The organism is Nocardioides maradonensis, from assembly GCF_054777115.1.
In genome coordinates this window covers 102508-122271 of sequence record NZ_BAAHAZ010000003.1, presented here as the reverse complement: position 1 = coordinate 122271, position 19764 = coordinate 102508, and the positions used below count along the sequence as shown (strand labels likewise).

Sequence of the window (19764 nt, the reverse complement as noted above, 5' to 3'; positions counted from 1 at the left end):
TCCATGGTCCGCTTCCTGATCAGGCGAGTGGCGCTGATGGTCGTGGCGCTCTGGGGCCTGGCGACGCTCGTCTTCGTGATGACCAAGGCCATCCCCGGCGACGAGGCTGCCGTCGCTGCCGGCCCCACCGCGACCGCCGACCAGGTGGCGCAGATGCGCCACGCCCTCGGGCTCGACACCTCCGTGTTCCACCAGTACGCCAGCTACCTGTGGCGGCTCTCCCACGGCGACCTCGGTACGTCGCTCGCGACGTACCGGCCGATCCGGACGGACCTGCTGGCGGTCATCCCCTCGACGGTGGAGCTGGTGGCGGTCGCGATGGCGATCAACGTGCTCATCGGCGTCCCGATGGGTGTCGTAGCAGCGTCCTACCGCGGTCGCTGGCCGGACGTCTGCTGCCGGGTGGTCTCGGTGGTGCTCGGTGGCTTCCCCGTGTTCTGGCTGGGCTACATGCTCCAGTTCCTGTTCGGTGCCCAGTGGCACCTGCTTCCCGCCGTCGGTCAGATCGATCTCTCCTACGACGTGCCCAAGCGCACCGGCTTCCTGACGATCGACAGCCTGCTGTCGGGCAACCTCCCGGCGTTCGGCAGCACCCTGACCCACCTCGTGCTCCCCGCCGCGGCCCTCGCCGCACCCTTCTGTGCGGTGCTCTTCCGCATGACGCGAGCCTCGCTCCTGACCCAGCTCAACGAGGACTACGTCCTGCTGTCGCGCGCCAAGGGCGCCTCGCAGCGACGGATCATGGTGCGCGAGGTCCTCCGCAACGGCTCCTTGCCGATCATCACCCTCTCCGGAGTGCAGCTCGGCTGGATGCTCGGATCGGCCGTGCTCGTCGAATCCATCTTCAACCGACCCGGCGTCGGGTCCTACCTGACGACCGCGGTGCTCCGCAAGGACACCTTCGCCGTGCTCGGCTCCGTCGTCTTCATCGGAGTGGTCATCGTGATCCTGAACTTCATCATCGACTGCCTGCCCCTGGCTCTCGACCCGCGGATCCGCAGCGCCCAGGCGGTGGCGGCGTGACCACCGCGCAGGTGGGCGGACCGCGCCCGCTCGTCGGTGCGCTGATGGCGGTGCGCCGTCCCGCCGGTGGCACCCTGCTGGACCGTGTCGTCATCGCGCTGGCGCTCGGGCTGGTCGTCATCGCGGTCTTCGGCCCGTTGATCGCGCCGTACGACGCCTACAACTCCCAGATCTCCCAGGCGCTCCACTCGCCGAGCGCGTCGCACTGGTTCGGGACCGACGACCAGGGCCGGGACGTCCTCAGCCGGATCCTGGTCGGTGCCCGCTCCACGCTCCTGACCTCCCTGGTGGTCGTGATCTGCGCGGCCCTGCTCGGCACCCTCGTCGCCAGCCTCGCGTCGATCGGCAATCGATGGGTCGACGACGCGGTGATGCGGATCTGCGACATCGTCCTGGCCCTGCCGGGTCTGGTCCTGGCGTTGAGCGTCTCGGCCGTGCTCGGTGCCGGGGCGACGCCGGCGGCCATCGGGATCGTCGTCGCCCTCTCACCGGCGTACGCCCGCGTGGCGCACGGCGTGATGCGGCAGACGAAGGCCACGACGTTCGTCGAGGCAGCTCGCATCCTCGGTGCCTCACGGCTCCGCATCCACCGCAAGCACGTCCTGCCGAACTCGCTCGACCTGGTGATCGTCCAATCGGCGTTCGACATCGGCGGGGTGTCCCTGATCCTCGCCGGCCTCTCGTTCGTCGGCGTAGGGGCGCAACCGCCCAGCGCGAACTGGGGTGCGATGGCATCGGGTGGGCGAGGCTACGTCACCACGGCCTGGTGGGCTGCATTGGCGCCGGGCCTGATGATCACGATCACGGTGATCGTGTTCGCCCTGCTCGGTGACATGTTGCAGGTGCGTCGGGACCCCACGTTGCGGACGGGATCGTGAGCCTGATGACCAGAACCGAGGCGCGCCCCGAGGCGAGCACGTCGAGCCAGGCCGAACCGCTCCTGAAGGTCACCGACCTCACGGTGGACGTCGTCCGCAAGGGCGAGTCCGTGCGCGTGGTCGAGGGCATCGACCTGTCCCTGCGCGCCGGGGAGCGCCTCGCGCTGGTCGGCGAGTCCGGCTCCGGCAAGAGCATCACGGCCCACGCGTTGATGCGACTCAACCCGTCGCTGACGGTCGGCGGCTCGGTCCGTCTCGCTGGGACGGAGCTGCTCACGCTGTCGGAGAAGCAGATGCGGGAGCGTCGCGGCAGCGAGATCAGCATCGTCCTCCAGGACCCGCTGCGCGCGCTCAATCCGCTGCGTCGGATCGGCCAGCAGGTCGCTGAGCCGCTCGTGCTGCGCGGGGTCGGTCGCAAAGAGGCGATGGAGCGTGCCAAGAACCTCCTCGACGAGCTCGGCGTGCCGCCGACCAAGGAGAAGCTGTCGGCGTACCCCCACGAGTTCTCCGGCGGCATGCGGCAGCGGGTCGTGATCGCCATCGCATTGATCGCGGAGCCCAAGCTGCTGATCGCGGACGAGCCGACCACGGCTCTCGACGTGCGGGTCCAGGAGAAGGTCCTCGACCTGCTCGATCGGACCGCTGCCGCGCGTGATCTCGCGGTCCTCCTGATCACCCACGATCTCGGCGTCGTCGCCGGCTTCGCCGACCGTGTGGCGGTGATGTACGCCGGTCGCAAGGTCGAGGAGCGGCCGGTCGACCTGCTGTACGACCACCCGGCCCACCGCTACACCGCCGGCCTGCTGGGTTCGGTGCCGCGCCTGGACCTGGACGTGGACCGGCTCGCGGTCATCCCGGGCTCGCCGGTGTCTCCGGACCGGCGGCCGTCCGGTTGCGCCTTCCGCACCCGCTGCGCGTTCGCAACCAGCACGTGCGAGGAGGTGCCTGCCTTGCTGCCCGCTCCCGGAGGCGAGGGGGTCGTCGCCTGCCACCACCCGATCGTCGCGGACGAGGCCCCTCGCCCTGCGCACCGCAAAGAGGAGGCCCAGCCATGAGCCCGCTGCTCGAGGTGACCGGCCTGACCAAGACCTTCGGCACCCGCCGACGTCCCGGCACGAAGGCGCTGGTCTCCGTCGACTTCGCCGTGAACGCCGGCGAGATCGCCGGGCTGGTCGGAGAGTCCGGTTCCGGTAAGTCGACCTTCACCCGATGCATGCTCGGCCTCACCAGGCCGGATGCGGGTTCGGTGACGTACGACGGCATCGACGTGCTCGCCGCGGGGAAGGCGGACCGGGTGCGGCTGCGCCGCGAGATCCAGCTCGTCTTCCAGGACCCGTACGCCAGCCTCAACCCGCGGATGACCGTCGAGGAGAGCATCTCCGAGGGGCTGGTGATCCACCGGCTCGTGACGAGCCGGGCCGAGTGCCGAGCGCGAGTCGCGGAGATGTTGGAGATCGTCGGGCTCGACGCCCGCGATGCGAGCGCACACCCGCGGTCGTTCTCCGGGGGGCAGCGGCAGCGCATCGCCATCGCCCGCGCCCTGGTGATGAAGCCTCGCGTGCTGGTCTGCGACGAGCCGGTGTCGGCCCTCGACGTGTCTGTGCAGGCGCAGATCATCAACCTGATCGCAGAGTTGCGCCGCGAGCTCGACCTGACCGTGGTCTTCATCGCCCACGACCTGGCGCTGGTCAAGCACCTCTGCGACCACCTGACGGTTCTGCACGCCGGCACCGTCGCTGAGGCCGGCACCAGCGACGACGTCTTCAACCGCCCTTCCAGCGACTACACGAAGTCGCTGCTCGAAGCGGTGGCCACCCCCAACCCGCGGCTCGAACGCCAGCGGCGCAGGGGACGCGCGGACGTGCGCACGCAGACAGGAGCACGCGGATGAACGCACCGTTGCCGCCGGCGAATCGGCACAACGACCTGAGGCTGGACCGTGACCTGATCGGCTACGGCCGCCAGGGCATGCAGGTCCGATGGCCCGACGAAGCACGCATCGCCGTCAACCTCGTCATCAACTACGAGGAAGGGGCGGAGTACTCCGTCGCGTCGGGCGACTCCATCTCCGAACCTCCGCCCGAGCTCGCCTACCCCTCGGTCGGCCACGACCTCGCGACGGAGTCGATCTTCGACTACGGCTCGCGGGCCGGGATCTGGCGGTTGCAGCGACTCCTCGACGAGTACGGACTGCCGGCGACCTTCTTCGGGGTTGCTCGCGCCTTCGAGCTCAATCCGGAGGTGGGCGCCTACGTCCGTGAGGCCGCCCACGACGTGTGCTGCCACGGCTTGAGGTGGGAGCGTGTCGACGTCCTGTCTCGTGAGGAGGAACGCTCTCGCATCGCGGAGGCCGTGGCATCGATCGCGGAGACCTGCGGTACACGGCCCGACGGGTGGTACTGCCGCGCACCTGCCTCCCCGAACACCCGCGAGCTGCTCGTCGAGGAGGGCGGCTTCCTGTATGACTCCGACTCGTTCGCCGACGACGTGCCCTACCTCGTTCCGGTCCTCGGCCGCCAGCACCTGGTGGTGCCGTACTCGTTCGTCACCAACGACTCGAAGTTCGCGCCGGGCCAGAGCTTCTCCTCCGCAGCGTCCTTCCTCGACGACACCCGGCGGGCCTTCGACTACTTGTGGCGCGAGGGTGAGACGGCTCCCAAGATGCTCACCATCGGGTTGCACCCGCGCATCATCGGCCAGCCGGCGCGTGCCTCAGCCCTGCGCGAGTTCATCGAACACGCCCTCGGCCACGACCGGGTCTGGTTCGCCCGCCGTCGCGACATCGCGTCGTGGTGGAAGGGCGCCGTTCTCGGTACGCCGGCTTCCACCGCCCTGGCCGACCGCCATATGACCCCCTGATTCCGCGGCCGTTTCCTCCCCTACGATCGAGAGAGCGAGAAGATCTCCATGTCCTCCAGCACCGAACGCACCGTCCCCTTCGGATTCTTCGGAGCCCACACCGACCGCTACTGCACCGCAAGCGTCGCGACGCTCGAGCAGGAGCTCGCCCTGATGGTCGACAGCGGCGTTGAGACGCTGCGCGTCACGTTCCTGTGGGGCCACATCCAGATGTTCTACGCGCCGCGCTTCCCGGGCGCGATGCACGCGGTCGGCGAGTGGATCCGTCCTGACGCGATCGTGGGAGCCGCCGCCCGGGCCGGCCTCAAGATCCTCGGCACGGTGTGGGGTGCTCCGTCCTGGGCCGTCGGGGGTCTGCGCCCCGGTGACCCGCAGCGGTTCGCCTACACCGCGCTCGGCGGCGTTCCGGCGCACTCCTCGGACTTCGCCAACTTCATGACCGACCTCGTCGAGCGCTATGGACCCGACGGCACCTTCTGGCGTGACAACCCGGACATCCCCAAGAACCCGGTCCGCCAGTGGCAGCCCTGGCAGGAGCCGGACCGCCCGGCCTTCAACCCGCAGCCCTTCGACCGCGCCTACTTCGTCGAGATGGCGCACGCCGCGTACGCCGCCGTGAAGGCCGCGGACCCTGAGGCGATCGTCTACGGCACAGGCTTCGGTCCGGACTGCAAGGAGCCGGACCTTCTCGAGAGCGTGTACGCCGCGGGGTACGCCGGTGCCGCGGACATCCTGTCCTTCCACCCCTTCCCGGGCGACGCCGCCGGGTTGGTGGACGTGCTCAAGGTCAACCGCGAGGTCATGGCGCGCTACGGCGAGGGTGAGAAGCCGATGGTGCTGAGCCAGATGAGCTTCTCCTCGGCACTCGGCCAGACCCGACACCCGCAGATCCCGAACATGAAGGACGAGGAGGGCCAGGCCGCTGCGATCCGCGAGGCACTGAGCACGCTCGCCGAGCGCCGGGAGGAGCTCGGCCTGCACGGCATCTACTACCACGGCTGGTCGGGCTGCGACACCGAGGCGGCTGCGCCGAACCCGGGCGACCCGTGGCTGTTCACCGGCCTGCGCAGGGTCGAGCCGGACGGCACGATGACCTCCAAGCCAGCACTCGCGGCGTACCGCGAGGTGGCCCTCGCCCTGGAGGGCCGGGCCTGATGGTCGATGACGTGCTTGCGCGCTACATAGCCCAGTGCAGCAACTGGGGACGTTGGGGGAGCGACGACCAGATCGGCACCCTGAACTATGTGGGTCCCGCGCAGGTCCGCGACGCCGTGGCCCTCGTGCGGTCGGGCACGGTCATCCCGATGAGTCTCGCCTACGACAGGTCAGGGTGCCAGGACGGCAGCCTGCGCCAGAATCCTCAGCTCTTCGTGACCGCGACCGGGACCGATCACGCCGCGGACGCCCAGGGCGATCAGCTCGCTGCCTTCGGGCCGCCCAACGGGTTCGGCTACTCCGACGACGTCCTCGTCATGCCGACGCAGAGCGGGACGCAGTGGGACTCGTTGTCCCACATCTTCTACCGAGGCCAGATGTACAACGGCGTCGATGCGCGGGAGGTCAGCGCCACCGGCGCGCGCCGCAACGGCATCGAGGCCGGTGTGGACAGGTACGTCATGCGCGGTGTCCTCCTCGACGTGGCGCGGTGGGCCGGCGTCGACTGTCTCGAACCCGGGCACGCCATCTCCGTCGACGAGCTCGAGCAGGTCGCGCAGAAGCAGGGCGTTGAGATCCGATCCGGTGACGCCCTCATCGTGCGTACCGGCTTCCTGGGGGCGCGCCGAGGGAACTGGGGCGACTTCGCCGGCGGCCCAGCCCCCGGGTTGTCACTGCACACCGCGCCCTGGCTGCACGAGAAGGAGGTCGCAGCCGTCGTGAGCGATACGTGGGGCGTTGAGGTGCGGCCCAACGAGATCGACTACTTCCAGCCGCTGCACGCCGTCGCCCTCGTCCACATGGGCCTGGCCTTCGGCGAGATCTTCGATCTGGAGGCGATCGCCGAACACTGTGCCGCCGACGGTGTCTACGACTTCCTCTTCGTCGCTCCGCCGTTGCCACTGACCGGTGCGTCCGGATCACCTCTGTCCGCGGTGGCGATCAAGTGAGCACCGCGGTCCCGCCCGTCCTGTGGCGCCCGGACCCTGTGGCGGTGCGGGAGTCCGCGTTCGGCCGGTTCGCGACCGCGAACGGTCTCGAGCCGGACTACGGTGCGGTCCACCGGTGGTCGATCGAGGATCTCGACCGCTTCTGGACGGCTGTCGCACGATTCGTCGATCTCGAGTGGGGCCAGGTCCCCGGGTGCGCGCTCTCAGACCCCGCCATGCCCCATGCCGCATGGTTCCCGGGAGCGACGGTCTCCTACGCCGCACATGTCTTCCGCGACCGCGACGATGACGCGATCGCGATCCATGAGCAGAGCGAGACCCGCCAGTACGGCACCTGGACGTGGGGTCGGCTGGAGGAGGAGGTCGCGCGGATCGCCACCGCGCTGCGCACGATGGGCGTCGGTCGTGGCGACCGGGTGGCGGCGTACCTCCCCAACATCGCGGAGACCCTCGCCGCGTTCCTCGCCACCGCATCCCTGGGTGCCGTCTGGTCCTCGGCTGCCCCCGAGTTCGGGGTCGAGGCCGTCGTGGCGCGATTCGCGCAGATCGAGCCGAAGGTGCTCCTCACCGTCGACGGATACCGGTACCGCGGGCGGGTCATCGGCCGTGATGAGCAGGGCGCAACGATCGCGCAGCGGATCGGAGCCCGTCAGGTCCGATTCGGGTACGTGGACGGCACGGGCTGGGACCGATCGGTCGCCGACGTCGAGCCGGATCCTTTGACCTTCGAGCTGGTGCCCTTCGACCACCCCCTGTGGATCCTCTACAGCTCGGGTACGACGGGTACGCCGAAGGCGATCGTGCACGGGCACGGTGGAGTGCTGATCGAGCATCTCAAGACCGCGATGATCCAGGAGGACCTCACCCCGGGGGATCGCTTCTTCTGGTTCACCACGACCGGCTGGATGATGTGGAACTTCCTCGCCAGTGGCCTCCTGGTCGGCGCGCAGGTCGTTTTGTTCGACGGTGATCCGGCCGGTGAGGTGCTGTGGGACCTCGCCGAGCGCGCGAGGATCACGGTCTTCGGCGCGAGCGCGGGATATTTCCAGAACTGCATGAACGAGGGTCAGCGGCCCGCGGAGGCGCGCGACCTTTCGTCCCTCAGGGCTGTCGGCTCGACGGGCGCGCCGTTGGACCCTCGGTGCTTCGACTGGATCTACGACGTTCTCGGCGACGATGTGTGGTTGTTCTCCCCGAGTGGCGGCACCGATGTCGCGACGGCGTTCCTCGGGACGTCCGTGGCCACGCCGGTGTACCGCGGCGAGCTCGGCCCGGCGGCCTTGGGTGTCGACCTGCGCTCGTACGCGCCCGACGGTGCTGCGCTGACCGGCGAGGTGGGTGAGATGGTCATCGCCCAACCGATGCCGTCGATGCCGATCTACTTCTGGAACGACGCCGACGACGTCCGTCTCCGGGCGTCCTACTTCGAGCAGTTCCCAGGCGTGTGGACCCACGGCGACTGGTTGGTGCTGACCGAGCGCGGGACGGGTGTCATCCAGGGGCGCAGCGACGCCACGGTCAATCGTGGCGGCGTGCGCATCGGCACCAGCGAGTTGTACGACGCGGTGCTGCGACTCGATCTCGTCGAGGACGCGCTTGCCGTCGACGTGCCGGGGGCTGACGGCACGAGCCAGCTCCTGATGTTCGTGACGCTCGCGCGGGAGGTGTCGCCCGACGAGGTGCGTGATGCGGTGCGGTCCACCATCCGTGCCGAGGTGTCCCCGCGACACGTGCCCGACGTCGTCGTTCCGGTGCGCGGGATTCCACGCACGTCCAGCGGGAAGCGCATCGAGATCCCGATCAAGCGGATCCTGATGGGCGCAGATCCTGACTCGGTGCTGGATCGATCCAGCCTGGCCGATCCCAGCTGTCTGGATGAATTCGAGAAGTTCGCCGCGTCGTACAGGCCCGGAAACGAGGAGGAACAAGCATGAGTGCGCCCACGATCATCACCCCCGACGATGTCGTCGAGCCCCGGTTGGAGGAAGTCGCAGACGGGATCTTCGCCTACCTGCAGCTCTACGGTCAGTGGGGCCTGAACAACGCGGGCTTCCTCGTCGGATCCAAGCGGACGATCGCGATCGACACCTGCTTCACGGTCAGCCGTTCACGCGCCTTCCGGGACCAGATCGAGCAGGTGACGTCGAGCCCGATCTCGACACTCCTGAACACCCACCACCACGGGGACCACACCTACGGCAACTTCCTGTTCCCCGAGGCGACCATCGTGGGCCACGAGCTGTGCCGCGAGGAGGTCGTCTCGACCGGCCTGACGACCACGGCTCTCTTCCAGGACGGGGTCGACTGGGGCGACATCGAGATCGATCCGCCCTTCGTCACGTTCTCGGACAAGATCACGTTGCACTCGGACGCCGGGCGGGTCGAGGCGATCTACGTCGGTCCGGCCCACACCACCAACGACGTCGTCTACTACCTGCCGGAGCGGAAGCTGATCTTCTCCGGCGACGTCGCCTTCGCCGGCGGTACGCCGTTCGCGCTCATGGGCTCGGTCAGCGGCTCCCTGCTGGCGTACGAGCGCCTCCGCGAGCTCGATGTCGAGACGGTCGTTCCCGGGCACGGCCCGGTCTGCGGACCGGAGGTCTTCGACGACATGGCGTCGTACCTCGCCATGGTGCAGGACGCCGCCGTGGAGGCCCACGCGGCGGGCATCTCTGCGTTGGAGGCAGCCCGAAGCGTCGATCTCGGTCGGTACGCCGAATGGCACGACAGCGAGCGGATCGTCGGGAACCTGCATCGCTCGATGGCGGAGCAGGCCGGACTTCCTGCCGGTGGCCAGCTCGACCTGGGTCCGGCGATCGCCGACATGGTCGTCCTCAACGGCGGCCAGCCACTGCACTGCCTGGCATGACCATGGCGCTCGAGATCGAACCTCCCACCGCGGAGGAGTACGTCGAAGCGCTCCTCTCCACCGTCGAGGAAGGACATGGCTGTGGGTTCGATGACTGAGGAGACGATGGACGTGAGGCCACGGGTCGAGGTCGCGGGCCTCAGCGTGGATGCCGAGCTGCACACCTTCGTCCGCGAGGAGGCGCTTCCGGGCACGGGGGTCGACGAGTCGGCGTTCTGGGAGGGCGCGGCCTCCATCTTCGCCGATCTCGGGCCCCGCGTCAGGGCCGCTCTGCAGGAACGCCGCGAGCTCCAGGATCAGATCGACGAGTTCCATCGTGCCTGCCCGGGAGTTCCCGAGCCGGAGGAGTACGAGCAGTTCCTCCGATCGATCGGGTACGTCGTCGACGAGCCCGCGCCGTTCGAGATCTCGACCGACCACGTCGACGAGGAGATCGCAACGATCGCCGGACCGCAGCTCGTCGTGCCTTTGCTCAACGCGCGGTTCGCGACCAACGCGGCCAATGCCCGCTGGGGCTCGCTCTACGACGCGCTCTACGGCACCGACGCCGTCGAGCGCTCGGGCGAGCTCATGCCGGGGGACGGCTACAACGTCGCACGCGGGGCAGCCGTCGTGGCTCGCGTCCGGGGATTCCTCGACGAGCACTTCCCGCTCGCTTCCGGATCCCACGCCGACGCACGTTCGTACAGGATCACCGCCGACGGGCTGGTGATCGATGGGGCCGACGGTGCCACCGGCCTGGTCGAACCGGCGCAGCTCGCCGGCTATCGCGGTGATCGGTCCGCGCCGACCTCGGTGCTCCTGGTCCACCACGGCCTCCACGTCGAGATCGTGATCGACCGCGAGCACCCGGTCGGGGAGCTGGACGCTGCCGGGATCGCCGACGTCGTGATCGAGTCCGCCGTGTCGACGATCATGGACCTCGAGGATTCTGTTGCGGCGGTCGACGCGGCCGACAAGGTCATCGGCTACCGCAACTGGTTGCTGCTGATGCAGCGCCGTCTCGCCTCATCGGTGACGAAGGGCGGATCGACCTTCGTCCGCACGATGAACGACGACCGCGAGTTCGTGGCAGCGGACGGGACGGCGCTGGTCCTGCCCGGGCGTGCGCTCCTGCTCGTCCGGCAGGTGGGCCACCTGATGACCACCTCCGCGGTGCTCGACCCCCACGGGGCAGAGGTCTCCGAGGGCATCCTCGATGCCCTCGTCACCGGGCTGGGTAGCCTGCACGATCTGCGCGGACCGACAGCCGGCAGCAACTCCCGACAGGGCTCGGTCTACGTCGTCAAGCCCAAGCAGCACGGCCCCGACGAGGTCGAGCTCACGGGCGATCTCCTGGCCCGCGTGGAGGACCTCCTCGGGATGCCCGCTCGCACCATCAAGCTCGGCATCATGGACGAGGAGCGCCGTACGTCGGTCAACCTCCGCGCGTGCGTGCACCGCGCCCGGGACCGGGTGGCGTTCATCAACACCGGGTTCCTGGACCGCACCGGCGACGAGATCCACACCTCGATGGAGGCCGGGCCGGTCGTGCGGAAGGCGGACATGCGCCAGCAGCGTTGGATCGGCGCCTACGAGGACGCCAACGTCGACGTGGGGCTGTCGTGTGGCTTCCGCGGGCGTGCCCAGATCGGCAAGGGCATGTGGGCCGCACCCGATGACATGGCGGCGATGCTCGCCCAGAAGGCCGCGCACCCGCGTGCCGGCGCGAGCTGCGCCTGGGTGCCGTCGCCGACGGCGGCCACCCTGCACGCCCTCCATTACCACCAGGTCGACGTCGCACAGCGGCAAGCCGAGCTGACCGGGCAGGAGCGCTCGACGCTGCGTGACCTCCTCGAGCTCCCGCTCGGGCAGCCGTCGATCTGGAGCGACGAGGAGCGTCGCGAGGAGCTCGACAACAACGTCCAGAGCACGCTGGGCTACGTCGTGCGCTGGGTGGATTCCGGGGTCGGCTGCTCGAAGGTTCCCGATCTCGGTGGGACCCAGCTCATGGAGGACCGTGCGACCTGCCGGATCAGCTCCCAGCACGTCTCGAACTGGGTACGCCACGAGGTCGTCACGGTCGCGCAGGTCGAGGACTCGCTGCGGCGGATGGCGGTCGTCGTCGACCAGCAGAACGCCGGCGACCCGACGTACCGGCCGATGGCTCCGTCGTACGACGGCGAGGCCTTCCTCGCCGCACGTGAGCTGCTCCTCGACGGGGCCGCCCAGCCATCGGGATACACCGAACCGATCCTCCACCGACGCCGTGCGGCGGTGAAGGCATCGACCACCACGAACAAGGAGAAGACGCGATGAAGTTCGCGACCTATGCAGATGAGTCCGGCGCCACCCATGCAGCGGTGCTCCGAGACGGGAAGCTGTACGCCGTACCGAACGTCTCGAGCGTCCTCGACATCATCGGCGACGGGCTCGACGCCCTCCTGGCCATCGGGGTGGCGGCGGTCACCTACAGCGTGCCCGTCAAGGCCGACTCGGTCCGGCTGCTGGCGCCGGTCCAGCCTCCGGCGATGCGGGACTCGATGTGCTTCCACGAGCACATCCGCAACTGCATGGGGTCGGTGGACCCGTTGCACGAGAAGTTCCCCGCGTTCTACTTCAGCAACCACCACGCGGTCCTCGGTCCCGAGGACGACGCCCCCATCTCGCCGGGATGCGAGATGTTCGACTACGAGCTCGAGGTGGCCGCCGTGATCGGCCGCCCCGGCTCCAACATCCGTCCGGAGGACGCGCGCGAGCACATCGTCGGCTACACGACCTACATCGACTGGAGCGCTCGTGACCTGCAGCTGGAGGAGATGGAGGTGCGGCTCGGGCCGGCGAAGGGCAAGGACGGGGCGACCACGCTCGGTCCGGTGCTTGTCACCGCCGACGAGTTCGAGCCGCTCCGGTCGGGGAAGGGCTTCGACATCGGCATGTCCGTCGCCATCGATGGCGTGCCCATCAGCGCGGGCAACTGGTCGACGATCAACTGGTCCTTCGATGACGTGGTGGCCTACACCTCGCGCGGAACGCACCTTCGGACCGGCGACGTCCTCGGATCGGGAACGGTCGGACAGGGCTGCCTGCTCGAGCAACGCGCGCTGGATCCCGAAGGATTCCGCGGGTGGCTGCGCGAGGGCGAGGTCGTGACCTTCGAGGTCGAGCTCATCGGGCGGCTCGACGTACGTATCGCGGCGTCGTCACCGCGGCATCCGCTGAGTTCCGGGCACTGACGCAAGCACCCCCGCGATGACGTCGGGCCACGACGTGCCTCGCGTCCGCCCCGGCGGTCGCGTCCGGGACCCCGGTCCGTGCCCGATCGAGCTCGGGCCCCAACCGAGCCCAAGCATTGAGTCGCGGCCTGGAACCCGGGCTCGTCCGACGGCCCCGCTCAGTCCCGGAAGTCCGGTGCGATCCGTTCGGCCTGGCGCATCAGCGCTGCCCAGGCGAGTTCTGGCGCCGCTTCCTCGCGGAAGTCGTCACCGACGTCCTCGCCGTTGAACTGAGCCGCGGTCCGCAGGGCGACGGCCTCCGCGGGGATCGTCAGGTCGCGTCCGCCCGCCAGCGCGTCCACCTGGATCTGGCAGGCGCGTTCGAGGTTGAACATGCGGAGGAACGCCTCCCCGGCACTCTGGCCCACCGTCAGCAGGCCGTGGTTGCGCAGGATCATGGCGTGGTGCGGCCCGAGGTCGTCGACCAGCCGCTTCTGCTCGTCGAGGGAGAGCGCGACCCCCTCGTAGTCGTGGTAAGCGATACGGCCGTAGTGGCCCATCGCGACCTGGCTGAGGGGCAGGAGTCCTTCGCTCTGCGCCGCGACGGCGCAGCCCGCGCGGGTGTGGGTGTGCAGCACGCTGTGGGCGTCCTCACGGGCCGCGTGGATCGCGCTGTGGATCACGAATCCCGCGGGGTTGACGGGGTGGGGGGACGGCTCCACCTTCGCGCCCTCCAGGTCGATCTTCACGAGCGAGGATGCTGTGATCTCCTCGAACAGCAGTCCGTACGGGTTGATCAGGAAGTGGTGGTCGGTGTCGGGGATCCGCAACGAGATGTGCGTGAAGATGAGGTCCGTCATCTTGTAGTGGGCGACCAGGCGGTAGACGGCCGCCAACTGGCAACGCAGGTCGTACTCGGTCTCGTTCATCATTCGGCTCCTTGGTGGTGCGCAGTTCCTGCGCCAGCGCCGGCGAGGCGTGCGGGACGTTCATCGACAGCCATGCGGGCCTTCTTCGTCGCCCCCATTCTCGGGAAGCGGCAGGACGCTGCAGATCCCCCGATCGGGTGTGAGCTGCCCCACAGTTCGTGCCCGGCGGGTGAGCGGACCTCGCCGCGCTCCGCGAGGTGACCTCTGGGGTGCGCGGAGCGCCGAGATCGGTCCTCAACCGGAAAACTGAGAACCCCCTCCGCACCGCGTTTCCGCGGGTCGGAGGGGGTCTTTGTCGCGTCGGGCTGACAGGATTTGAACCTGCGGCCTCCTCGTCCCGAACGAGGCGCGCTACCAAACTGCGCCACAGCCCGCGGTGCAACGCGCTGAGCCTACCGGAGGCTCAGCGGCGACCTCCAATCGGCACCGTCAGGTGAGCGTGAGGAGGGTGGCCTCGGGTCGGCAGGCGATCCGGATGGGCGTGTACGGGCTGGTGCCGACGCCGGCGGAGACGTGCAACCAGGCCGATCCGGGGTCGCCCGGAGCAGAGTCGGCGGGGTGGCGGTGCAGGCCGCGCGACCGGGCCGGCTCGAGGTCGCAGTTGGTGGTGAGGGCCCGTCCGCCGGGCAGGCAGACCTGGCCGCCGTGGGTGTGGCCGGCGATGATCGCGTCGTAGCCGTCGGCGGCGTACTGGTCCAGCACCCGCAGGTACGGCGCGTGCGCGACGCCGAGCCGCACGTCGGCATCGGGATCGGCGGGACCGGCGACGGCGCCGAGGTCGTCGTACCTCAGGTGCGGGTCGTCGACACCCGCGAACGCGAGCGTCGTCTCGCCCACGGTCAGGCGCGCGCGGCGGTTCGTCAGGTCCAGCCAGCCGGCGTCCGTGAAGCCGGACGACAGCTCGCCCCACGGCAGCTGCGGCACGTTCGTGCGCCGCTTCCCCCGGTCCGGCAGCAGGTACTGGAAGGGGTTGCGCAGCCGCGGCTCGAAGTAGTCGTTCGATCCGTGCACGAACACGCCCGGCCGGTCGAGCAGCGACCCGAGGGAGTCGAGCACGACGGGTACCGAGCCCTGGTGGGCGAGGTTGTCGCCGGTGTCGATGACCAGGTCGGGCTCGAGAGCCGCCAGCGAGCGCAGCCAGGCCTGCTTGTCGCGCTGGTACGGCGTCATGTGGATGTCGCTCAGGTGCAGGACCCGCAGCGGCCGCATGCCGGCGGGCAGCACCGACACGGTGACCTCGCGCAGCGTGTACTGCCGGGCCTCCCACACGGCGTACGCCGTGATCAGGCCACCGCCGACGCCGGCGACACCGAGTGCACCGAGGGCCGACGACAAACGCATTCGGCAAGGTTGCCAGAGAGCGGGCAGAATCACCGCATGAGCACCCTCAAGGACCGTCTCCGCACCGACCTGACCGCCTCGATGAAGTCCCGCGACGCGGTCCGTGCCTCGACGATCCGGATGGTGCTCACCGCGATCACCAACGCGGAGGTCGCCGGCTCGGTGGCCAAGGAGCTCACCGACGACGAGATCATCGGCGTGCTGGCCACCGAGGCCAAGAAGCGCCGTGAGGCGGCCACCGCGTTCGACGACGGCGGCGCCCCGGACCGCGCCGAGAAGGAGCGCGCCGAGGCGGCGGTCATCGCCGACTACCTGCCGCAGCAGCTGACCGAGGAGGAGATCTCCGCGCTCGTCGCCGACGCCATCGCCCAGCTCGGTGTGGCCGGCGAGGGCCCGCGCGCGATGGGCAAGGTGATGGGCGTCGTGAGCCCGCAAGTCAAGGGCCGGGCCGACGGAGCGGTCGTCGCCGCGGAGGTCAAGCGCCAGCTCGCCTGAGCCGGCCGCGGGTCAGTGGCCCTTGCCGTGGCCCTTGCCCGGTGACGTGGTCGTCGGCGGGGTCGAGGGCGGGGCCGTCCGGTGGTGGTTCTTGCCGCCGCGTCCCTTGTGCGAGGGCGGCGGAGGGGCGTGGTAGACCGGCGCCACCGCCGGCGCCCCGTGGCCGGTCGAGGTGAAGATGTAGACCGTCTGGCCGTCCGCGCCCATGCTCAGGAACGCCACCTCTCCGCGGGAGTACGCCGAGTCGACGACACCGGCCAGCGCGGGTGTGTAGCCCGCGTTCTTGATCGCGTCCATGGCGTGCCGCACCCCGGCGCCGAGCACGCTCGGCAGGGCGGACTGGTCCGGGCCCAGGCCGGGCGCGGTGAAGTCGGCGAACGGGATCTGGTCCTGGACCGGGCGCAGCGCGGCGGCCCACATCGGGCCGGCGACGGTCGATCCGTGGGCGGTGCCGTAGTAGATGCCGCCGAGCGTGGACGGCACCGGGATCGGGTGCCCGGCGCGGTTGACGCCGCTCACCACGGTCGAGACCGACAGGTGCGGGGTGTAGCCGTTGAACCAGACGGCCATGTTCTCCGAGTTCGTGCCGGTCTTGCCGGCCGCGGGACGGTTGAGCAGCAGGTTCTGCCCGAACCCGCCCGGCGCCATCACCCGGTGCAGCACCGAGTTGATCGTGTTCGCGGTGTGCTCGGAGAGCACCTGCTTGCACTGCGTCGGGTACTTCTTCACGACCTGGCCGTTGCCGTCGAGGATGGCGCTGACCGGGTGCGGCTTGCAGTACGTGCCGCCCGACGCGGCGGTCGCGTACGCCGACGCCATCGTCAGCGGGTTCTCGTCGGCGACACCGAGCGTGAAGCTGGGGACCTGGTTGCCCTTCTTCAGCGAGACGCCCATCTCCTTGGCCAGCTGGTAGGCCTTGCAGATGCCGGTCTTGCGCTCGAGCTGGGCGAAGTAGGTGTTGACCGACTCCGGCGCCGCGACGTCCATGTCCATGGTCTGGTTGGTCGCGGTCGTCGAGTTCGACGGCGTCCACGGGATGGTGCTGGAGTACATGCCCTGGCAGGTGCGGAACTCGTCCTGCGCCACCGACAGCGTCTGCGGTGCGTAGAAGCTCGTCGTCTCCGGCAGGCCCTCCTCCAGCGCCGCCGCCATGACGAAGAACTTGAACGTCGAGCCGGGCTGGAAGCCGTTCGCGCTGCCGTACTTCGGCGGCACCGAGTAGTTCAGGAACGTCTGGCCGGCCTTCGCGTCAGCACCCATCGGGCGGGACTGCGCGATCGCCCAGACGTCGCCGGTGCCGGGCTCGACCTCGGCGATCGCGCCGATCGCGTTGTCGGTCTTGTAGACGTGCGTCGTCGCGGCGACCGTCGCCCAGTGCTGGAACTGCGGGTGCATGGTCGTCTGGATGGTGAGGCCGCCACCCCAGAGCACGCGCTCGCGCTCCTTCCTGGTGTGACCGAGCGCCGGGTCCTGCATCAGGTAGCTGACGACGTAGCTGCAGAACGTCGGAGCGCTGGAGTTCACGCACCCGTTGGCCGTGGGCTGTACGTCGAGGCGCAGGCCCTGCTTCTTGAAGTGCTCGGCCCGCTGGTAGCTGATCGCGTGCAGCTGGGCCATCCGGTCCAGCACCACGTTGCGCCGCTCGATCGCGCCCTGCGGGTTGTTGGTCGGGTTCAGCGCCTCGGGGCTGCGGACCAGGCCGGCGAGGAGCGCGGCCTGCGGGAGGGTGAGGTCCTTGGCGTTGACGTTGAAGAAGTGCTGGGCCGCGGCCTGGATGCCGTACGCGCCGTCACCGAAGTAGACCGTGTTGAGGTACTGCTGGAGGATCCAGTCCTTGCTGTGCAGCTGCTCGAGGGCGATCGCGTAGCGCAGCTCGCGGAGCTTGCGCGCGAAGGTGTCGGCGACAGCGGCCTTCTGCTCGGCCACGGTGTCGGCCTGGTTGACCAGGGTCTGCTTGACGAGCTGCTGGGTGATGGAGGAACCACCCTGCACGACGCCGCCCTGCGTGGAGTTCGTGAACAATGCGCGCAGCGTGCCCTTCACGTCCAGCGCGCCGTGCTGGTAGAAGCGGTAGTCCTCGATCGCGACGATGGCCTTGACCATCGTCCGCGAGATCTGGCTCAGCTGGACGTTGACCCGGTTCTGGTCGTAGAGCGTCGCGATCGGGTCACCGGCGGAGTCCACGAGCTCGGTGCGCTGCGGCAGCGCCTCGGTGGTGAGCTCCTTGGGGAGGTCGTTCGCGGAGTTGGCGAGGTCCTTGGCCGTGAAGCCGAGCACGCCGGCGAACGGGATCGCGAGGCCGGAGACGACGATGCCGAGCACCGCGGCGACCGCCATCATCACTCCGATGTGGGAGGCCACCTTGCGCTTGTCGAGACCGTCGAACCGGGGTCCTGCCATGGGGTTCAGGGTACGGGACCGCTCCTGACCAGCCATTTCCGCGCTCGGCAGCCGATCTCTAGTCAGTAGTGACTAGACCAGTTGGGCCCAATTCGTCCTGTACGAGTCGCCATTTTCCTTTACCGTAGGGCCACGAGTCTGGGACCAAGGGCGCTGTGGGGGCGCCACCCGGGCTCAGATGTGGGGACAATTCCATGTGGGCAGAGGACTGGGCGCTGCGCGCCGCATGTCAGAACGGCCAAGCTGACGCGTTGTTCGTCAAGGGTGCCGAGCAGAACAAGGCCAAGTCGGTGTGTTCCGGCTGTGAGGTCCGTGCCGAGTGCCTGGCCGAGGCACTCGACAACCAGATCGAGTGGGGCGTCTGGGGCGGGATGACGGAGCGGGAGCGCCGTGCGCTGCTGCGTCGTCGTCCCACCGGTTCGTGGCGCAAGCTGCTCGAGTCGGCGCGGGACGCCGGCGTCGAGGCGCGCATCGGCGCCTGACCTGATCTGTGTGGCCGGGGCTCAGGCCCCGGCCAGCAGGTCGCCGACCTCGCGGAGTCCGTCGAGGTCGTGGACGTCGCCGGCGAGAGCCGGTACGACGACGGTCCGCACCTGCGGGTGCGCCCGGGCGAAGCCGTCCCTGAGCGCGCTCTCGCGCACGGTCATCCGCATCCGGTCGGCGTGCATCCGGAGCAGGGCCGCGGCCGCCGACGTACCGTCGCCGTCTGCTGCGTCGATCCGGTCCGCCCCGGCGGTCGCCTCCTCCGCGGACAGGTGCCCGGCCGGGACCGGCGTGCTGCGGTTGACCACCAGGCCGGCCAGCGGCATCCGGTCCTCGCTGAGCCGGTCGACGAAGTACGCCGCCTCGCGCAGCGCGTCCGGCTCCGGCGCCGCCACCACCAGGAACGCGGTGCCGTGGGCCTGGAGCAGCGAGTAGGTCTGCTGCGCGCGCTGGCGGAAGCCGCCGAAGACGGTGTCCAGCGCGGAGACGAAGGTCTGCAGGTCGGACAGGAAGCCGGCGCCAAGGATCTTGTTGAGCGCGCCCGTGATCAGCCCGAAGCCGGCGCTCATCAGCTTGGCCGGCCCGCGCGCGGGCGCCAGCAGGAGCCGCACGAACTTGCCGTCCAGGAAGCTGGACAGCCGCTCGGGCGCGTCCAGGAAGTCCAGCGCCGAGCGGGAGGGCGGGGTGTCGACGACGATCAGGTCGTAGGTGTGGTCGCCCTGGACCTTGTCGCGATGGATCTGTCCCAGCTTCTCCATCGCCATGTACTCCTGCGTGCCCGCGAACGAGCTCGACAGCGCGATGTAGAACGGGTTGGCCAGGATCTGCTTGGCCTTCTCCGGGCTGGCCTGGGAGAGCACCACCTCGTCGAAGGTGCGCTTCATGTCGAGCATCATCGCGTCGAGCGAGCCGCTCCCGCCCACGTCCTTCACCGGGCGGGGCGTGTTGTCCAGGGCCTCGATGCCCATCGACTGCGCGAGCCGCCGGGCCGGGTCGATGGTGAGCACGACGACCTTGCGGCCCCGTTCGGCGGCCCGCAGCGCGAGGGCGGCGGACGTGGTGGTCTTGCCGACGCCACCGGAGCCGCAGCAGACGATGATGCCGGTGGTCGGGTCGTCGAGCAGCGCGTCGACGTCGAGCGCGGGTGCCGGGCCGCCGGTCGGGCCGACGCGGGTGCGGTTGCTCATT

At 69.5% G+C, this 19764-nt stretch carries 17 protein-coding genes and 1 tRNA gene; 13 read left to right on the top strand and 5 right to left on the bottom strand.

What is annotated here, in order from left to right:
- The first annotated feature begins 3 nt into the window (after nt 1–3).
- From ACYVAQ_RS04120 to ACYVAQ_RS04070, 11 genes are all read left to right on the top strand, one after another.
- Nucleotides 4–1023 (top strand): ABC transporter permease, encoded by a 1020-nt coding sequence (locus ACYVAQ_RS04120; RefSeq protein WP_460787197.1) that lies wholly within the window; start codon nt 4–6, stop codon nt 1021–1023.
- Entirely contained in the window at nt 1020–1901 is an 882-nt protein-coding gene (locus ACYVAQ_RS04115) for an ABC transporter permease (RefSeq protein WP_460787196.1), read from the top strand. Before ACYVAQ_RS04120 ends, ACYVAQ_RS04115 begins: the two co-directional genes overlap by 4 nt.
- A 5-nt stretch (nt 1902–1906) precedes the next feature.
- Nucleotides 1907–2956 (top strand): ABC transporter ATP-binding protein, encoded by a 1050-nt coding sequence (locus tag ACYVAQ_RS04110; protein ID WP_460787195.1) that lies wholly within the window; start codon nt 1907–1909, stop codon nt 2954–2956.
- Entirely contained in the window at nt 2953–3792 is an 840-nt protein-coding gene (locus ACYVAQ_RS04105; protein WP_460787194.1) for an ABC transporter ATP-binding protein, read from the top strand. Before ACYVAQ_RS04110 ends, ACYVAQ_RS04105 begins: the two co-directional genes overlap by 4 nt.
- On the top strand, nt 3789–4760 hold the full coding sequence (locus ACYVAQ_RS04100; protein WP_460787193.1) for a polysaccharide deacetylase family protein: 972 nt from the start codon (nt 3789–3791) through the stop codon (nt 4758–4760). Before ACYVAQ_RS04105 ends, ACYVAQ_RS04100 begins: the two co-directional genes overlap by 4 nt.
- A 48-nt stretch (nt 4761–4808) precedes the next feature.
- Entirely contained in the window at nt 4809–5915 is a 1107-nt protein-coding gene (locus tag ACYVAQ_RS04095; protein WP_460787191.1) for a hypothetical protein, read from the top strand.
- Nucleotides 5915–6865 (top strand): cyclase family protein, encoded by a 951-nt coding sequence (locus tag ACYVAQ_RS04090; RefSeq protein WP_460787190.1) that lies wholly within the window; start codon nt 5915–5917, stop codon nt 6863–6865. Before ACYVAQ_RS04095 ends, ACYVAQ_RS04090 begins: the two co-directional genes overlap by 1 nt.
- Nucleotides 6862–8799: an acetoacetate--CoA ligase gene (locus ACYVAQ_RS04085; protein ID WP_460787189.1), complete on the top strand. Its 1938-nt coding sequence runs from the start codon at nt 6862–6864 to the stop codon at nt 8797–8799. Before ACYVAQ_RS04090 ends, ACYVAQ_RS04085 begins: the two co-directional genes overlap by 4 nt.
- Nucleotides 8796–9734 carry an MBL fold metallo-hydrolase gene (locus ACYVAQ_RS04080; protein WP_460787188.1) on the top strand — a complete coding sequence of 313 codons (939 nt, stop codon included), beginning with the start codon at nt 8796–8798 and terminating at the stop codon, nt 9732–9734. Before ACYVAQ_RS04085 ends, ACYVAQ_RS04080 begins: the two co-directional genes overlap by 4 nt.
- A gap of 90 nt (nt 9735–9824) precedes the next feature.
- Nucleotides 9825–12032, top strand: coding sequence for a malate synthase G (locus ACYVAQ_RS04075; RefSeq protein WP_460787187.1), 2208 nt, complete (start codon nt 9825–9827; stop codon nt 12030–12032).
- Nucleotides 12029–12949 (top strand): fumarylacetoacetate hydrolase family protein, encoded by a 921-nt coding sequence (locus tag ACYVAQ_RS04070; RefSeq protein WP_460787185.1) that lies wholly within the window; start codon nt 12029–12031, stop codon nt 12947–12949. Before ACYVAQ_RS04075 ends, ACYVAQ_RS04070 begins: the two co-directional genes overlap by 4 nt.
- A 158-nt stretch (nt 12950–13107) precedes the next feature.
- Here ACYVAQ_RS04070 and ACYVAQ_RS04065 read toward each other — a convergent pair whose 3' ends face one another.
- From ACYVAQ_RS04065 to ACYVAQ_RS04055, 3 genes are all read right to left on the bottom strand, one after another.
- Nucleotides 13108–13857 (bottom strand): class II aldolase/adducin family protein, encoded by a 750-nt coding sequence (locus ACYVAQ_RS04065; RefSeq protein ID WP_460787184.1) that lies wholly within the window; start codon nt 13855–13857, stop codon nt 13108–13110.
- A gap of 300 nt (nt 13858–14157) precedes the next feature.
- Nucleotides 14158–14231 (bottom strand) — tRNA-Pro (locus ACYVAQ_RS04060).
- Nucleotides 14232–14286: 55 nt separating this feature from the next.
- Complete coding sequence (locus tag ACYVAQ_RS04055; RefSeq protein WP_460787183.1) at nt 14287–15198, bottom strand: metallophosphoesterase; 912 nt, start codon at nt 15196–15198, stop codon at nt 14287–14289.
- Nucleotides 15199–15234: 36 nt separating this feature from the next.
- Here ACYVAQ_RS04055 and ACYVAQ_RS04050 point away from each other — a divergent pair, with 36 nt between their 5' ends.
- On the top strand, nt 15235–15693 hold the full coding sequence (locus ACYVAQ_RS04050; protein WP_460787182.1) for a GatB/YqeY domain-containing protein: 459 nt from the start codon (nt 15235–15237) through the stop codon (nt 15691–15693).
- 12 nt (nt 15694–15705) lie between these two features.
- On the opposite strand, the gene ACYVAQ_RS04045 is transcribed toward ACYVAQ_RS04050, so the two are convergent.
- Nucleotides 15706–18093: a transglycosylase domain-containing protein gene (locus ACYVAQ_RS04045; protein WP_460787181.1), complete on the bottom strand. Its 2388-nt coding sequence runs from the start codon at nt 18091–18093 to the stop codon at nt 15706–15708.
- A 194-nt stretch (nt 18094–18287) separates the two neighbouring features.
- Between ACYVAQ_RS04045 and ACYVAQ_RS04040 the strand changes: the two genes are divergently transcribed.
- The gene (locus ACYVAQ_RS04040) at nt 18288–18575 is read left to right on the top strand and encodes a WhiB family transcriptional regulator (protein ID WP_460787180.1); all 288 of its coding nucleotides are present in this window, start codon (nt 18288–18290) and stop codon (nt 18573–18575) included.
- Nucleotides 18576–18596: 21 nt separating this feature from the next.
- Here the strand turns inward: ACYVAQ_RS04040 and ACYVAQ_RS04035 are convergent, their stop codons facing one another.
- Entirely contained in the window at nt 18597–19763 is a 1167-nt protein-coding gene (locus ACYVAQ_RS04035) for an ArsA family ATPase (protein ID WP_460787179.1), read from the bottom strand.
- Nucleotide 19764 lies beyond the last annotated feature (1 nt).

What these genes read in the sequence shown, in the direction of transcription:
- ACYVAQ_RS04035 (WP_460787179.1), bottom strand. Translation starts at nt 19,763, where the DNA reads ATGAGCAACCGCACCCGCGTCGGCCCGACCGGCGGCCCGGCACCCGCG.
- ACYVAQ_RS04105 (WP_460787194.1), top strand. Translation starts at nt 2,953, where the DNA reads ATGAGCCCGCTGCTCGAGGTGACCGGCCTGACCAAGACCTTCGGCACC.
- ACYVAQ_RS04100 (WP_460787193.1), top strand. Translation starts at nt 3,789, where the DNA reads ATGAACGCACCGTTGCCGCCGGCGAATCGGCACAACGACCTGAGGCTG.
- ACYVAQ_RS04040 (WP_460787180.1), top strand. Translation starts at nt 18,288, where the DNA reads ATGTGGGCAGAGGACTGGGCGCTGCGCGCCGCATGTCAGAACGGCCAA.
- ACYVAQ_RS04050 (WP_460787182.1), top strand. Translation starts at nt 15,235, where the DNA reads ATGAGCACCCTCAAGGACCGTCTCCGCACCGACCTGACCGCCTCGATG.
- ACYVAQ_RS04080 (WP_460787188.1), top strand. Translation starts at nt 8,796, where the DNA reads ATGAGTGCGCCCACGATCATCACCCCCGACGATGTCGTCGAGCCCCGG.
- ACYVAQ_RS04120 (WP_460787197.1), top strand. Translation starts at nt 4, where the DNA reads ATGGTCCGCTTCCTGATCAGGCGAGTGGCGCTGATGGTCGTGGCGCTC.
- ACYVAQ_RS04045 (WP_460787181.1), bottom strand. Translation starts at nt 18,093, where the DNA reads ATGGCAGGACCCCGGTTCGACGGTCTCGACAAGCGCAAGGTGGCCTCC.
- ACYVAQ_RS04095 (WP_460787191.1), top strand. Translation starts at nt 4,809, where the DNA reads ATGTCCTCCAGCACCGAACGCACCGTCCCCTTCGGATTCTTCGGAGCC.
- ACYVAQ_RS04075 (WP_460787187.1), top strand. Translation starts at nt 9,825, where the DNA reads ATGACTGAGGAGACGATGGACGTGAGGCCACGGGTCGAGGTCGCGGGC.
- ACYVAQ_RS04090 (WP_460787190.1), top strand. Translation starts at nt 5,915, where the DNA reads ATGGTCGATGACGTGCTTGCGCGCTACATAGCCCAGTGCAGCAACTGG.
- ACYVAQ_RS04065 (WP_460787184.1), bottom strand. Translation starts at nt 13,857, where the DNA reads ATGAACGAGACCGAGTACGACCTGCGTTGCCAGTTGGCGGCCGTCTAC.
- ACYVAQ_RS04055 (WP_460787183.1), bottom strand. Translation starts at nt 15,198, where the DNA reads ATGCGTTTGTCGTCGGCCCTCGGTGCACTCGGTGTCGCCGGCGTCGGC.
- ACYVAQ_RS04070 (WP_460787185.1), top strand. Translation starts at nt 12,029, where the DNA reads ATGAAGTTCGCGACCTATGCAGATGAGTCCGGCGCCACCCATGCAGCG.
- ACYVAQ_RS04110 (WP_460787195.1), top strand. Translation starts at nt 1,907, where the DNA reads ATGACCAGAACCGAGGCGCGCCCCGAGGCGAGCACGTCGAGCCAGGCC.